Consider the following 15655-nt stretch of genomic DNA (forward strand, 5'->3'; position numbering starts at 1 on the left):
TCGGTCACGTCTAAGAATCGTATCATTTGCGAAGGAGGCATCTTTCATGAATATCGTTGTTACCGGAGGTACTGGCTTTGTTGGCCAGAAGCTGACAAACGCGCTTATTAAAGAAGGTCACGACGTCTACATATTAACGAGAAACCCCGATAAACATCATGACACCAATCAAATCACATATGTAGGATGGCTAAAGGATGAGTACACCCCTTGGAAAGAACTCCCTGCTATTGATGCTATCGTTAATCTTGCAGGCGAGTCACTAAACAGCGGACGCTGGACCGAGGACAAGAAACGTTCCATTATGAACAGTCGAATCGATGCCACTGAAGGCGTACTTGAGATCATCGAAAAAGCTGAAACAAAACCGCAGGTTCTTGTAAATGCCTCTGCGGTAGGGTTTTACGGAAGATCGAAAACCAAAACGTTTACTGAAGAAACCACGCAGCCTGGGAATGACTTCTTAGCCAATGTTGTTGTGGAATGGGAGAAACGCGCCGCCAAAGCTGCTGAGCTTGGAGTCCGCACTGCTTATGTCCGCTTTGGTATCATTTTAGGTGAAGAAGGAGCCTTGCCTAAAATGATTATTCCTTATCGATTAATGATCGGCGGTAACTTGGGTTCAGGAGAACAGTGGATGTCCTGGATTCATGTGGATGATGTTGTTGGACTAATTACGTTTGCTATTCACGAAAAAGAGATTAGCGGACCAATTAATGGTACCGCTCCTCATCCTATGCGTAATAAAGATTTTGGACAAACTCTAGGTGACGTGCTCAATCGACCTCATTGGATTCCAGCGCCAGCGTTTGCATTAAAAGCGGCGCTCGGAGACATGAGTACGCTGCTCTTAGACGGCCAATCTGTAGTCCCTAAAAAAGCCACCGAGCACGGATATGCGTTTAAGTACCCTGAGCTTAAACCTGCTTTACATTCTATACTAGTCGATTAATTAGAACCGAAGATCCTTCTACTTTCAGACGGTCGAAAAAGCTTGAACAGATGTAAATACGGGAGTACACTCTCCATCTTTATTGACAGGTAAAAGGAACTGGAAAGAGTCGCTTTTCAGTTCCTTTTTATAATGAATAGGCTTTCGAAATCATCGTATTTTGAATTGTCCGTAATTTTTTCAAGTGTTCTTTTTTGTAAAAGGGTTTTAGTAAACGACGAGACTCCCGTGGGAGATACGAATAAGGTATGATCCTAGAAAAAGGCATCCCATTCGCCGATGAATGGATTTTTCTGACTTAAAGGACTTACAAGGAGCGAAGACCCTTTCACTCCTGCGGAAGAACGAGTGAGCCGAGATCGCCAAGCGTGGGTTTAACCTCGGGCGTGAGACCCACGATGGACAACGTATAGATGGTTTTAAGGAGAAGATATTTGAACATTCGTTTGGGATTGCAGATTGATCTCTGTTGATGACACGTTGAGCGATCGGTGGTGACGCCTGGTCGATTAAAACCGGCCACGTCTTGTGGCCAACACCGACACTAACACGTCCGGTGCGTCGCGGGAAGCGCGAGCCGAAGATCCACTTGGTCAAGTGAACTTCTTGACCAAGTTAGCTGAGCCCGGGCCCACGGCAATCATCCACCGAAAAGCGATTCGTGAGATTCAACAAAGGATTTTTTCAGTGACCTTGAAAAAGTAGCTATTTCTCTTTGAGCGGACGGAAGAAGTATCTTCCGTTCTTTTTATGCTCTAGTTTTCGTTTTTCGAAGTATAATAAAGAAAAGAAGATTAGAGGGGGACTGCCGATGCAGACTTTCATTAAAAACGTCAATATCCACCCTATCACTGCTCCATCTTTAAACCATGGGTGCGTACACATTATGGACGGGAAGATTCAAGATTTTGGTCAAGATCTGCCTATCCCTGAGGAAGCTGAAGTGATCGACGGGAAAGGATATCACCTCTACCCTGGCTTTATCGACGTCCATACGCATTTAGGGTTATATGACGAAGGAACCGGTTGGGCTGGAAGTGATGCCAACGAAACCATTGAAGCGACTACCCCTCACCTAAGAGCTATTGATGGAGCTCACCCTTTTGACCCGGCCTTTTTCCATGCAAGAAAAGCAGGGGTGACTACAGCACATATCATGCCAGGGAGCGCAAATATCATCGGGGGAACGACGGCTGTGTTAAAAACGATTGGTCATTCGATTAACGATATGGTGATTAAAGAGACGGCAGGGTTGAAAATGGCCCTTGGCGAAAACCCAAAACGCGTTCACTCTCCCTCCAAAAATGCATCCATTACCAGGCTTGGGATTATGGGAACGTTAAGAGAAACATTTTATCAAGCTCCAAAATGTGATCCAACAGAGCTGCGCATTCAGCCTATATTGAAAGCTTTAAATAAAGAAATCCCCGTACGTATTCATGCGCATCGTGCGGATGATATCGTAACGGCCTTACGTTTCTCAGAGGAATTTGACTTAGATTTAAGAATTGAGCATTGTACAGAAGGCCACTTGATTGCCGACAAGCTTGCGGGCCGCGGGCTGCAAGTTTCAGTTGGTCCTACCTTAACCCGCATGTCTAAGATTGAACTTCGGAATAAAACGTGGCAGACTTATAAAGTTTTGCATGAGCACGGTGTCCAAGTTTCCGTCATGACCGATCACCCTTACACACCTATACAATACTTAAACATTTGTGCAGCGCTTGCGACTCGTGAAGGGTTCCCTATAGAAGATGCTTTACGAGGGATCACCATCACCCCGGCTAAAAATTTAGGGGTTGATGACAGAGTTGGCTCTATTGAGAAAGGTAAAGATGCCGATCTTGTTTTATGGAACGGGCATCCCTTTGAATTCATGTCTACCCCGCTATGGACGATGATTGATGGAGAAATTGTATATACACAGTAACTTAAATGAGGCTTTGACAATCGTCGAACCCTCATTTTATTTTGCTTGAAAATAATACCAGCACATTCAATGTGCTAAAAAGGTTTCCTCTTTTTAAAATTCGTGTATATTATAGTTATACAAAACTTACACAATATTTAAACAACTTGTATAACGATATTTATTGCTTGAAGATCTTCTTCAGCAATTTATATAAATACATTAAAAATTTTAAAGGAGTGGAGACATGGCGAAATTATTTTCAATGTTAGGTGTAGTTGCTCTCGTTTTAGGAATGTTTGCTCCAGTTGCTTTGGCGGATAATCACGTTGATATGGCAAAGGTTCGTGTGCTGCACGCTTCACCTGATGCTCCTGCAGTTGATGTTTATGTAAATGATGAAGCTGTTGTTGAAGGTGCTGCATTCAAAGATGCCACAGACTATTTGGAATTGCCAGCTGGTGACCATACAGTTGACATTTATGCTGAAGGAACCATGGAAGAGGAAGATCCTGTTCTATCAACTGACGTGAGCGTGGAAGGTGGACAAGCTTACACAGTAGCAGCTGTTAATACGGTAGACAGTCTCCAATTAGAAGCATTCGAAGATACAATGGAGGCTGAAGAAGGTATGGCAAAACTTCGTGTCGGCCACCTTATCCCTGATGGTCCAGCTGTAGATGTAGGTGAAATTGAAGGAGATGCCATTTTCTCTGGTGCAGAATTTCCATCTGCTACTGATTATGAAGATGTAGAAGCAGGAACATACGATTTAGAAGTACGTACGCAAGAGGGAGATCAATTAATTGACCTTTCTGGTACTGAAGTTGAAGAAGGAAACGTTTATAGCGCATTTGCTGTAGGTACTGCTGATTCTCCAGAAATTCTTCTATTGCAGGATAATCAAGAAATGCCTAGTGAAATGCCAGCTACTGGATTTGGGGGAGCTTCTGAATCTGCTACAAATGCAGTACTTTATGCAAGTATCTTAGGAGCTATTGCTATGGGTGCAGGTTTCATCTTATTCCGTAAACGTCAAGAAGCATAAAAATGAAACAACTCATAGGATCACTTACCTTGGGTCTTCTCGTCTTCTTCATCAGCTTTCAATTTATGCATGAAGAACCTTCCGAGGGGACCAGGGTTCTCTCTACTTCAGAATCATCTCAAACGAAAGCGGAAGATGAACCTGGTCAGGATACGATAGAAACCACTTCCATTTCTCAAACCGAAAGGAAGCCTCCCTATAATGGAATTACACCTTCCAAAATAGAGATTCCATCGATTCAAGTTTCTGCACCTATTACAAAAGAGGGGTTAACGGAAAACGGAGGAATGGAAGTGCCTGATAATGACAAAGACGTAGGCTGGTTTGAACCTGGAACAAAGCCGGGGGATAAAGGAAACGCTGTACTTGCTGGGCACGTTGATAGTTATAAAGGGCCGGCCGTCTTTTTTGATTTAGATCAATTAAAAGCCGGAGATGAAATACTGATTCATGGAGAAGATTCCACTCTTACGTTTGAAGTAAAAGAAGTGGTCGCTTACCCAACAGATGAAGCACCGATTAATCAAATTTTTGGTTCATCTGATGCTCCTTCTCTGAACTTAATTACTTGTACAGGTTTGTATGATCGTGAAGCTGAAACCCATCAAGAAAGATTGGTTGTATATACAGAAGTAGTGGATCAAAAAGATGCATAATTACAGTAAAATTTAACAAAAAAAATTTGCGCAGCGCCTATTCCTTTTTACAGAAAAATCGATTAAAATATTCTTACTATAATATATAGTAATGAACGAAGACAAAGGGAAGGCAAATGGTGCGCCACCAGCATGTGCTGGTTCTAGTGGGTTCGATTCCCACCCCGAATTTTTGTGAGCAATTGATAAAAATTCGAGGGTGGTTTGAACCGGCTGAACTGTATTTTCCCTGCGTTCAGACTACCCTCCTCTACCCATAAGGAGGGATTTTTTATGCTGAAAAAGCGTGACTTACACGACGTGCCAGCTCTGTTTGATTTGATGATTGACCCTGAAGTTTTCCCGTACGTGCGCCATAAAGCGGATACGAGCGATGAATATTATTTCATCACCAAACAGACGATCGAAGCTGAAGAACGCGGTGAGTTAATATCCCGGACGATCCTTGATGAGTGGGGACAGCCAATCGGCACCATCAACTTATTTGATATTCAGGAAAATAGAGGGTTTCTTGCCACATGGATAGGAAAACCTTATTTCGGTAAAGGATACAATCAAATAGCGAAAGAGGCTTTTTTTAAGGAACTGTTTTTTCAATTAGATATCGAAGGAATTTTCATGAAAATACGACGCGCCAACGTCAGGTCTTTAAAAGCAGCTTTGAAAATTCCTTACGTTGTGAATGCCAATGAGCTTTACCCAGATGTGTTTCAGTGGATTAATCGCCACGAGGAAGTATACGATCTTTATATGATTTCGAAAGAACAATATATGTTTCATTATTATGGAGAACAAACTTCAGAGGAAGAAGTGTTGGAAGCATAGAATCTATGCTTCCTTTTTTCACACTGTCTTAGGGACAGGAACACTCTTTTTATGCTGCGGTTTCTCTTTCTTGACTAAGTGATATGGAATGCTGATTTCCGGTGTTCCAAAGACACCAGCAGCGACTTCGTGTTTATTAAAAACTAATGTTAATTTTTCATCTTTAATATAGTAGGCTGTGTCTTTTCTTACTCCTTGAAAGGATTGAATATTAAACGTTTCTGGATCACTCGAAAATTTCTTTTGAACTTCTTGGTTCAGCTTATCGATATGAGCCACATCCTCCAGTTTCAAAAATATTCCGTCTTTTTCATTTTCAAAATTAATGGAACTTACCGATGATTCGTAATAATCCCCTCTCGTAATGTTTGACGTTAAAATTACAGAAATCATCTCTTTTTCCTCAATTACTGAGGACTCTCCATAATACAAAACTGGAAATCCTGTAGAATTCTCACCTGCCCTTTTAACTTGCTTCATCGTTGCATCTATTTCTTCTTTAATTCCTTTGTTTACTTCCTCTTCCAGCTTTTTATTTACGAGCCCATCAAAGTTTGGAAAATCGATATGGATTTCATAATCCTGCCTGATATGATCTTTATGCTGAATGCTATAGACACTTTCTGCCTTAACTGGTAAGGCAAAAACCATCATAGCCATTAGTAATAGCAGCAGCTTTCTCATCATAATCCCCCTTTTTGTTCACTTCTTTTTAGTGTGACCACTTTTATAAAAACTTATCGACCTTGAAAAAATTTCTAAAAGTTATTGAAATCTTCATTCTTTTTGGTAAACTTAATACAATTTCTAACAAAAGGGGGAAAGGGTATGATTCGAAAACTTACAGAGAAAGATGATTCAGCCTGTCAGCAATTACTAGCTGAAAAGCCAGCTGAAAATTTATTTATTATTGGCGACATCGAAAATTTTGGTTATGAACAAGATTTTCAAATGCTATGGGGAGAATTTAACAAACATCAGCAGCTTCACGCTATTTTACTGAAATATCATAATAACTACATCGCATATGCCAGCCAGCCTTTTAACGCTAAAGGATTTGCGGCCATCATTAATAAGGACCCTGAATTTATGCAATTATCAGGCCTTCAATCCATTACGGCACAAATTCTTCCTTACATCGAACATACACCGAAGAAAACACGCTCCCTTTTCTACGCAAAATGTGATCACAAAGAAAAGCTTGAGTTGAACCTAAATACCTCAAATGTTCATCTAGCTACAGTGGATGATGTCCCACGAATCATTGAACTTCAGGATCAAATTCCTGAATTCGAACAAGACAATAGCCGTGAAAGCAGTATAATTAAAGGGATCGAAGGGAAGTCAGCTCGAATTTATTACATCGAAGAAGAGCAGCACATGGTATCCAGTGCGTCCACTACAGCTGAAAATTCCATGTCTGCCATGGTCGTAGGAGTTTGTACACATCCTAATTTCAAGCGAAAAGGCTATGCCAGCGCCTGTATGAAGAAGCTTTGTCAGGATCTTTTAGATGAAGGAAAAATGCTTTGTCTTTTTTACGATAACCCAGATGCTGGTTCCATTTATAAACGCCTCGGTTTTGAAGACATCGGTAAGTGGATGATGCATATTTTTGAACCAGTGGAACAACCTGCTTCATTATAAGAAAAAGCGGTCTCTTCATAGAGATCGCTTTTTACGCATTTATAAAAATTAGATTTCCAGATGGGTCTTTTACGAATAATTGTCGATTAGACCTCTCGTATTGATAGTCATCTGCTTGCAGCTGCTTTTCAATACAACTCAATTCCCGCTCCTCTTCAACTTGAAGAACAAACGAGACAAGACCTGCCGCATTCTCCGGATTCGGAGGAACTCCCTCACCTGCCCACGTATTTAACCCAATATGGTGATGATATTCATTGGAAGCTAAAAACAAGGCTTGCTCTCTCATTTGTATCTTAATTTGAAATCCCAATAGCTTATGATAAAAATGCAGAGAGTCTCGAATGCTCGCCACATGCAAATGAATGTGGCCCATCACGGTCTGTATGGGCATCCCCTCCCATTGATTCGCCACCTGCAATAAACCTTCCGCATCTAAAGGATCTGAAGCAAGCGGCAACGATCCATCCTCTTTGACTTTCCACTGATCTTTCGGCCGATCACAATAGATCTCAACCCCATTGCCATCAGGGTCTTGTAAGTAAATGGCTTCACTAAAAATGTGGTCAGCCGCTCCTTGAATAGGGGCTTTCATTTTTAATAAATGCTGGAGAACGCCGCCCAAGTCTTCTCTTGTCGGAACTAATAAAGCAAAATGATAAAGTCCGGCTTTTCCACGCTGTTTTTTAAAATCAGCACCTGACCGTACGATCAAAAGAACATTATCATCGACTCCTAACTGAAGTTCAGCTTTCGATTCGGTGATCAACTCTAGCCCAAGAACCTCTGTATAAAAGTGTTTAGCAACAGCCAACTGCGTCACTCGGATAATCACCTGTTTAATAAAAGGTGATTCTAAAGTAGAGTAATTCAAATAAACTCATCTCCTACAACTTACTTTTTGTAAGTTAACTATATTTCTTCACCAAGATAAATACAACCAACATGACTTTTAACATTTCGATCATACGGGTATGGTTTTACAAACACCCTATAGGAGGTCTTTACATTTATGGAAAAGTTAATGTTCATACAAACAGGAATGGGAATTGATGTACATGGCCAGAATGTTACACACGCTTCCCTGCGTGCCGTCCAAAATGCAATTAATTCTAACTCGATGCCGGGCATACGCGAAGCCCTTCCCGATCAAGATTTAAATAACATGAAAGTAAAAGTAAAACTCGCTCTTCCTGCCGATCTTGATAAACTGGATGAGGAAGAAGTAAAACAAGCTATCCCTTATGGTGAAGTAACCGTAGAAAAACTCGAAGGCGGAATGATGACGACTAGCGGCATCGTTTTAGAAGAAAAGAACGATTCAAATGATCAAATGTATATTGTGAACGCCTCTGTTGAAGTAGGTTATTAAAAAAAGTCTGTTGGAATCCCCAACAGACTTTCCTTATTCTTCCCATTCATCATGTTCGTCTTTATATTTTTCGTAATGAACATTTCTCTCAAAATGGACATTCTCTTCCCCTGTATATCCATGAATATCTGTAGAAACAAACGGTTCGAACTCCTCCGTGTACCCTGAACCTTCATCTTCCTCTTGAACAGAAGAGTCCTCGTACGTCATACTATTTTCATTAAAAGAAGCTACTTGCTGATACGCATTTGGATCTCGGTTATCCTCTTGATCAATCTCCCGCAAAACTTCTTCTTCTATACTTCGGTCATCAGGTACGTTTTGAGGAGAAGCATACTCTTTTTTCGTTTTTGCTGTAGGTAAAGCTTCGAGTCTTTCCTCTGGAATTCTTTCACCTGATACTTCACAAACTCCATACGTTCCCTGTTCTATTCTTTTTAAAGCTGCATTAATCTCCTCAAGCTCCTGCTCTGCATGGTCCATTAACGCCATGTCTTTTTCTCTTTCATAAAGCTCTGTCCCTGAATCAGCAGGGTGGTTATCATATTGAGATAACTCTCCAGATGCCATGTCACTCGCAAATCCTCGATCTAATCCGTAATGGTTGTTATCCATCATTTTTTGCTCAATTTCTCGTTTTCTTTCCTCTAGTTGAGCTTTAAAATGAGCGTAATCCATTGTCATTCCTCCTGTTAACCAACTTACCTATAGTGTGGCTAAGGTGAATCGTTGTATTCATGAATAGATGTCAACGATCGAACGACCCACGCTTTCCTCATGTCAGCAGGAATCGTCTTCCAAATAAATGACGGTCACTTATGAAAGACCACTGAAAGAGTCTATCTAATCTTAAAGAGCCTCACGAATCGCTTGTCGGTGGATGCTTGCCACGGGCACGGCCTCAGCTAACTTTGTCGAGAAGTTCACTTGACCAAGTGGATCTTCGGCTCGCGCTGTTCCCGCGACGCACCGGACGTGTTAGTGTCGACGTTGGCTACAGGACGTGACCGGTTTTAATCGACCAGGCGTCACCACTGAACGCTCATCGTGGCATCAACAGAGATCCATCTAAAAAACCCATTCGTATGTGCAAATATCTCCTCTTAAAAACCATCTATACGTTGTGTCTGTCGTAAAACGGGGTCAGGTCAAGAAGTGATGTATACCCGTTCCAAAGTAAAAGGCTAAAGAACGATATAAGATTGAAATGAAGGAATAAAAGACGCAAAATCTCTAAAAAGCTAGAAGAAAAGCGGCCTGTGTGAAATTTAATTTCCACACAGGCCGCTTTTTTACATTCTACCTTCCATGGACCTTCAGTTTTTCAGTGGCCTCACTTAAGACCGTTTTTTGCATCTCTATTTTCTTAACGCTTGCAGGAAATCTTCTTTTAAATCTTCAATATCTTCTAGACCGATCGAGACTCGAACCAGTCCATCCGTAATGCCAAGCTCCGCACGACGATCTGCAGGAATTGACGCGTGTGTCATCATAGCTGGGACAGAAATCAAACTTTCCACTGCACCTAAGCTTTCAGCTAACGTAAAATACTTCACGTTTCGCAGCACTTGGTCGGCTCTTTCCCCGCTTCCCACATCAAATGAAATCATTCCTCCGCTGCCGCTCGCTTGACGCTCGTGAACCTCACGCCCTTTATGATCTTGTAAGCCAGGATAGTAGATGTTTGTGATTTCAGGAAGGGATTGTAGAAATTCAACAAATTCACGGGTATTATTCTCGATCTCTTCCATACGGACTCCTAACGTCTTAATGCCTCGCATTAATAGCCAAGAATCATGTGGACCGAGAATGCCGCCTGACGAGTTCAACACGAAATGAACTTCTTCTGCTAATGCTTCTGAATTTACAACGACAAGCCCGGCCACGACGTCACTATGACCACCTAAATATTTGGTGGCACTGTGAAGAACGATATCGGCCCCAAAGTCTATTGGGTTTTGCCAATATGGGGTACTGAACGTATTATCCACAATAAACGTTACACCTTTGTCCTTCGCCAAGTCCGATACTTTTTTCATATCGGTTATTTTCAAAAGCGGATTAGTCGGTGTTTCCACATAGATGGCCTTTGTCTTCTCTGTTAATGCAGCTTCAATGTTTTCAACCTCACTGGTGTCGACGAAGCTAGCTTCTAATCCAAAACGATGAACCACTTTTGAAACTAGCCGGTAGGTCCCGCCGTAGACATCATCTGTAAAAATAATGTGATCCCCTTGATTGAATGTCATTAGAACTGCCGTAATTGCGGCCATCCCTGAACCAAAGGCAAAGCCTGCATGCCCTCCTTCAAGATCTTTAATCAACTGCTCAAGCGCAAAACGTGTAGGGTTTCCTGTACGGGAATATTCATAGCCTTTGTGCTGACCCACTCCATCTTGCTTATACGTACTCACTTGATAAATGGGTACCGAAACAGCTCCTGTCTTCTCATCACCTGTGATCCCGCCATGAATCAATTGTGTTTTTTTCCTCATTGCTTTCACTCCTCATAAATCCCTTGGCTTAAATAACGTTCACTGCTATCTGGAAAGATAGTTACAATTCGCGCCCCCGGCTCAGCCTTTTCCGCTTCTCGTAATGAGGCTTCAAACGCTGCACCGGATGAACTGGCTACGAGCAGGCCTTCGTTTAAAGCGAGCTCCTTTACCCGTTGAAAGGCTCTTTCATCCGTAACCGTATGAATACCGTCAAAAAAACTTTTTTCCATATAGGGAGGTAGAAATTCCATACCAATCCCTTCGGTTCGATGAGGACCAGACTCTCCTCCATTTAAAATCGATCCTTCAGGTTCAACGATCACCGTCTTAATCGAGGCATCCTGTTCTTTTAAATAGCGCGCCGTGCCCATAAATGTGCCGCCGGTTCCTGCCCCGGCGACGAATATATCGATTTCACCGTCTAAGTCACGGTAGATTTCAGGGGCAAGCGTTTCGTAATACGTATTTGGATTCGCCATATTATGAAACTGCTGAGGACTGAAAGCATCAGGAATTTCATCACATAGCTCCTTGGCTTTTTTAATAGCTCCAAGCATTCCTTCAGCTGTAGGTGTATGAACGATACGTGCTCCGAGAGCTTTCATCAATGTTTGCTTCTCTTTACTGAATTTTTTCGGAATAACGAACACCACTTTAAACCCTTTTCCGATCGCCGCAAGAGCAAGACCTATCCCTGTATTGCCTGCGGTCGGTTCAACAATCGTACTTCCTGGCTTTAAATGACCGCGATTCAAAGCGTCTTCAATCAGTTTTAAACCCAGACGGTCTTTCACACTGCCGCCTGGGTTCATAAATTCGAGCTTCGCAAATATTCTCGCCTGATTTGGAATCGCAGAATGAGTCAACTCAATCATCGGCGTATGGCCGACAAGTGATTGCACGTTCGTAACGTAACCCATCGGTTTTCCTCACCTTCTAAAGTTAAAAGACTTCCGTCCATTCATCACGCTTCTTAAGCAATTCTCGCGCAAGCTCTTTTGCCCCTTCTAAACTATGGCTGGCAGCAAAACCGCATTGAACTTCGTTGCAAGCTGGAACTTCGTCCGCCTCTAGTACGTCCTGAAGTGTGTTTTCTAGAACTTCTAAAACATTCTCATAGCTGTCATCATTTAAAATAGCCAAGTAAAAGCCGGTTTGACAACCCATTGGTCCAATATCGATAATGCGGTCATGGTGATTACGACTCTTTTCCGCCATTAGGTGCTCAAGCGAGTGAAGAGATGGCATTTCCATATGCTCCTTATTCGGCTGCTTTACTCGGATATCATATTTATAAATTTTGTCTCCGTGCTCGCCTTCTGTCACCCCTACTAATCGGACATAAGGTGCTTTTACTTTCGTATGGTCCAAGTTAAAGCTTTCAACGTTCATTTGTGGCATACATCATTCTCCTTTTCTCGCCTGGATCAACCAAGCAAATTTGTTTAATGGTTTAAAAGATACTTCAAACCCTAGCTGCAAAAACATTTGTTCAAGGTCATCCAAGTACGGATAATACTCCTCTCTCAAGTCTTGAGCTAAGTTCATAAAACCCTTTTGTTCCGCTTCGTTAATTAATTGCTGTTTGTAATCTTCATTCTTAAACAGCGTATCTATAAAAATGACTTCTCCATTTGATTCAAGTTTATCATAATATTCTTTTAAGGCTAACCTTTTCTCTTGTTCGTTTAGATGATGAAAAGCAAAGGAACTTACAATTGAACGAATAGGCATCTGTAATGTCGGAAAATGAATAAAATCGCCTGCATATACGGCAGCTTCCGGACATTTCACATTCGCAATTCTTCTCATCTCCTCTGAAGGCTCTATCCCTACCACAACTTTATGTTGCGCAATCATTTTCTGTGTTAAATTAGCAGTTCCTACTCCAAATTCAAGAACAGGAGAAATAGAAAGATCGGCTAATTCTTGCAGCATCGTATCGTAACCTTCAAAAACTTCCTTGTATTCTGGATCACTGCCAGAAACTGTCTCATCATAAGAGCTCGCCCATTGGTTAAAAAGGTCGACAAACTCAACACCCATTCTACTCATCCCCTATTGCTTATAATTCCTATAATTAAACTCGGAATTATATCTTTAATTTATCATATTTCACTTCTCTGCTCAATGTTCATCATTTCTAATGCAAAAAAAAGAAGCGAGCATATCGCTTCTGCCTTTTACTTTCTACGTCTTCTTTTTCGCTGCTCATCTTCTTTGTCCTTTTCCTTTTTACGAGGAGCAAGACCAGCCAACGTACGGCGATGCAGTTTCTCTCCAATTCCTTTTTCAATCGATCGCAGTGCTTGCTTATCCTTTGGAGCAGCAAACGTAATGGCGAGACCTTTTCCACCCGCGCGTCCCGTACGGCCAATTCGATGGATATAACTTTCTGCGTCCTGAGGAATGTCATAGTTAAACACGTGGGTGACACCTTCAACATCTAAACCGCGAGCCGCTACATCCGTAGCTACCAAATATTGAATCTTTGCATCACGAAATGACTGCATGACTTTTTCACGTTTTGCCTGCGATAAATCCCCGTGCAGTTCATCCACTTCAAAACCGTGAGATTTCAATGCTCCGTGCAGTTTGATCGCTCTTCGTTTGGTCCGGCAGAAGATCACGGCTAAAAACGGTCGATGCTCGTTCATAATTTGAATTAAAGTATCCTGCTTGGCGCGGTCTGTCGTCTCATAGACAAGCTGCTTGATTTCATCTAGCGTTACTTTTTCAGCTTGAACCGAAATCTTCTCCGGGTTCTTCATAAACTTATTCGCTAAGCTTTTTACTTGAGATGAAATCGTTGCAGAAAATGCACTCGTCTGTCTTTTTGGAGGTGTTTCAGCAAAGATTTCCGTCACATCAGGCAGAAACCCAGCTTCAAGCATTTGATCGGCTTCATCCAAAACGACATATTCGACGGCTGCAAGTGAAATCGTCTCTCTCCGTAAATGATCCAGCAACCTTCCAGGAGTTGCCACTACGATATGAGTACGTCCTTTTAATCTCTTCGCTTGCTTAGCCACATCCTGTCCACCATATACAGCCAGCACACCCGCTTCTTCTGGGCGAAGCTTTTCAACTTCATTCGTAATTTGCAAAGCTAACTCACGTGTTGGTGTGACGATTAACCCCTGCACCTCTGGAATACTTGGATCTATTTTTTGTAAAAGAGGCAAAAGAAAAGCAAGTGTTTTCCCCGTCCCTGTTTGTGCTTTAGCGACTACATCTTTTCCATCAAGTAAAAGAGGAACAGCCTGCTCCTGAACCGGAGTAGGAACTGTCAGCCCCTGGTGTTTCAACTTCACTCGTAACTGCTCTTCTATTCCTATATCTTTAAAGTTTTTCATTTTATTCACTACTTTCCTAATATACATCCATCCTCTTATTGTACCGCGAATCACCAATTAATGAACATTTTTATTTTCAAAAGCCCATATAGTATAGATAAACCCTATGATGAGGAGGTTGGTCGTCAATGGACGTACAAGTAAGGGGAGGCGACTCCTTATGGTCTTATTCCAACACCTTTAATGTCCCTCTGCCTCTTATTATTAATTCCAACCCAACCATTAATCCATCGATGTTATCCATCGGACAAACCATTCAAATTCCCGGCTATCGACTGCAGCGTTACACCATTTTGCAAGGAGATTCTTTTTATAAAATTGCAACAAGAAACCGCATCTCCATTGATGGTTTATTTTTAGTTAATCCCGGCGTAAACCCAAACGCTTTGCAAATTGGGCAGACGGTTAATATTCCTAAACGCGTCACCACTGCCATAATCAACCCCCGTCAAAACTATGATTCTCAAATACTGGCTGGTGATTTAGAAGCATTAGGACAGCTTTACCCATTTATGAGAAGGCGAACGATTGGAAACAGCGTGATGGGCAAAGAATTAATTGAAGTTCAAATTGGCAATGGGGAAAAAGTCGTACATTGGAACGGTGCCTTTCATGCCTATGAATGGATTACTACATCAGTGATCATGGAATTCATAAACACCTATTTATTAGCACTTACGAATAATGAGACGATACGCGGACGAATCATGTTCCCTTTCTACGATCAAGTCACTTTATCGATCGTGCCAATGGTGGACCCTGACGGTGTGGACCTTGTCTTAAACGGACCACCAGACGGCTCCTTCGGGGAAGAAGCTTTGAAAATCAATGGAGGAAGTACTGATTTTAGCGGATGGAAAGCGAACATACGCGGTGTAGACTTAAACAACCAATTCCCAGCCAAGTGGGAAATTGAAGCAGAGCGTAAACCTAAACAACCAGCTCCTAGAGATTTTCCAGGATATGCACCCCTAACGGAACCAGAAAGCGTCGCCATGGCCGAATTAGCTGGAGAATTAAATTTTGAAAAGATGCTCGCCTTCCACACTCAAGGAGAAGTCATTTACTGGGGATTTGAAAACCTTGAACCACCAAGAGCCCGTGAAATTGTGAATGAGTTTTCAAGAGTAAGCGGCTACGAACCTATTCGTTATGTCGATAGCTTCGCTGGCTATAAAGACTGGTTTATACAAGACTTTCGAGAGCCGGGGTTCACGGTGGAGCTTGGCCAGGGAATCAACCCTTTGCCGATTACTCAGTTTGATGAGATTTATCAAAAAACGCTCGGGATCTTTTTAGCGAGTATGTATATGTAGGATCGGAAGGGGCGATCCTCTCAGTTTGAGGGAGAACTTTACTATATCAACAAATAAAGCGATGCACACCATTTCA

General features: G+C 42.0%; 16 protein-coding genes. 8 read left to right on the plus strand and 8 right to left on the minus strand.

Annotated features, from left to right (window positions below):
* Window positions 1–46: 46 nt before the first annotated feature.
* The 5 genes from IEV27_RS11405 (at window position 47) to IEV27_RS11425 (ending at window position 5390) form a co-directional block, all read left to right on the plus strand.
* Window positions 47–952 carry a TIGR01777 family oxidoreductase gene (locus IEV27_RS11405; protein ID WP_188377627.1) on the plus strand — a complete coding sequence of 302 codons (906 nt, stop codon included), beginning with the start codon at window positions 47–49 and terminating at the stop codon, window positions 950–952.
* A gap of 811 nt (window positions 953–1763) precedes the next feature.
* Window positions 1764–2882, plus strand: a complete 1119-nt coding sequence (locus tag IEV27_RS11410; protein ID WP_188377628.1) for an amidohydrolase — start codon at window positions 1764–1766, stop codon at window positions 2880–2882.
* 226 nt (window positions 2883–3108) lie between these two features.
* Window positions 3109–3909: a DUF4397 domain-containing protein gene (locus IEV27_RS11415; protein ID WP_188377629.1), complete on the plus strand. Its 801-nt coding sequence runs from the start codon at window positions 3109–3111 to the stop codon at window positions 3907–3909.
* Window positions 3910–3911: 2 nt separating this feature from the next.
* Window positions 3912–4565, plus strand: coding sequence for a class F sortase (locus tag IEV27_RS11420; protein ID WP_188377630.1), 654 nt, complete (start codon window positions 3912–3914; stop codon window positions 4563–4565).
* A 273-nt stretch (window positions 4566–4838) separates the two neighbouring features.
* A complete protein-coding gene (locus IEV27_RS11425) occupies window positions 4839–5390 on the plus strand; it encodes a GNAT family N-acetyltransferase (protein WP_188377631.1) in 552 nt (183 codons plus the stop codon).
* A gap of 18 nt (window positions 5391–5408) precedes the next feature.
* Here IEV27_RS11425 and IEV27_RS11430 read toward each other — a convergent pair whose 3' ends face one another.
* Entirely contained in the window at window positions 5409–6074 is a 666-nt protein-coding gene (locus IEV27_RS11430; RefSeq protein ID WP_188377632.1) for a DUF3298 and DUF4163 domain-containing protein, read from the minus strand.
* A gap of 144 nt (window positions 6075–6218) precedes the next feature.
* Between IEV27_RS11430 and IEV27_RS11435 the strand changes: the two genes are divergently transcribed.
* Complete coding sequence (locus IEV27_RS11435) at window positions 6219–7037, plus strand: GNAT family N-acetyltransferase (RefSeq protein ID WP_188377633.1); 819 nt, start codon at window positions 6219–6221, stop codon at window positions 7035–7037.
* 31 nt (window positions 7038–7068) lie between these two features.
* Here the strand turns inward: IEV27_RS11435 and IEV27_RS11440 are convergent, their stop codons facing one another.
* A complete protein-coding gene (locus IEV27_RS11440; protein ID WP_188377634.1) occupies window positions 7069–7911 on the minus strand; it encodes a VOC family protein in 843 nt (280 codons plus the stop codon).
* A 138-nt stretch (window positions 7912–8049) separates the two neighbouring features.
* On the opposite strand from IEV27_RS11440, the gene IEV27_RS11445 reads away from it, so the two are divergent.
* Window positions 8050–8409: a Lin0512 family protein gene (locus IEV27_RS11445; protein WP_188377635.1), complete on the plus strand. Its 360-nt coding sequence runs from the start codon at window positions 8050–8052 to the stop codon at window positions 8407–8409.
* Window positions 8410–8442: 33 nt separating this feature from the next.
* Here IEV27_RS11445 and IEV27_RS11450 read toward each other — a convergent pair whose 3' ends face one another.
* The 6 genes from IEV27_RS11450 to IEV27_RS11475 form a co-directional block, all read right to left on the minus strand.
* On the minus strand, window positions 8443–9087 hold the full coding sequence (locus IEV27_RS11450; RefSeq protein ID WP_188377636.1) for a TraR/DksA C4-type zinc finger protein: 645 nt from the start codon (window positions 9085–9087) through the stop codon (window positions 8443–8445).
* A gap of 680 nt (window positions 9088–9767) precedes the next feature.
* Window positions 9768–10904, minus strand: coding sequence for a bifunctional cystathionine gamma-lyase/homocysteine desulfhydrase (locus IEV27_RS11455; protein WP_188377637.1), 1137 nt, complete (start codon window positions 10902–10904; stop codon window positions 9768–9770).
* A gap of 5 nt (window positions 10905–10909) precedes the next feature.
* Window positions 10910–11827, minus strand: coding sequence for a PLP-dependent cysteine synthase family protein (locus IEV27_RS11460; RefSeq protein WP_188377638.1), 918 nt, complete (start codon window positions 11825–11827; stop codon window positions 10910–10912).
* Window positions 11828–11849: 22 nt separating this feature from the next.
* Window positions 11850–12308, minus strand: coding sequence for an S-ribosylhomocysteine lyase (locus IEV27_RS11465; RefSeq protein ID WP_188377639.1), 459 nt, complete (start codon window positions 12306–12308; stop codon window positions 11850–11852).
* Between the two features lie 3 nt (window positions 12309–12311).
* Window positions 12312–12953, minus strand: a complete 642-nt coding sequence (locus IEV27_RS11470; RefSeq protein WP_188377640.1) for a class I SAM-dependent DNA methyltransferase — start codon at window positions 12951–12953, stop codon at window positions 12312–12314.
* A gap of 137 nt (window positions 12954–13090) precedes the next feature.
* Window positions 13091–14263 carry a DEAD/DEAH box helicase gene (locus IEV27_RS11475; protein ID WP_188377641.1) on the minus strand — a complete coding sequence of 391 codons (1173 nt, stop codon included), beginning with the start codon at window positions 14261–14263 and terminating at the stop codon, window positions 13091–13093.
* A 128-nt stretch (window positions 14264–14391) separates the two neighbouring features.
* On the opposite strand from IEV27_RS11475, the gene IEV27_RS11480 reads away from it, so the two are divergent.
* Window positions 14392–15579, plus strand: a complete 1188-nt coding sequence (locus IEV27_RS11480) for a M14 family metallopeptidase (protein WP_188377642.1) — start codon at window positions 14392–14394, stop codon at window positions 15577–15579.
* Window positions 15580–15655 lie beyond the last annotated feature (76 nt).

Source organism: Halobacillus andaensis (genome assembly GCF_014636475.1).
In the GTDB taxonomy this organism is placed as follows: Bacteria; Bacillota; Bacilli; order Bacillales; family Halobacillaceae; genus Halobacillus_A; species Halobacillus_A andaensis.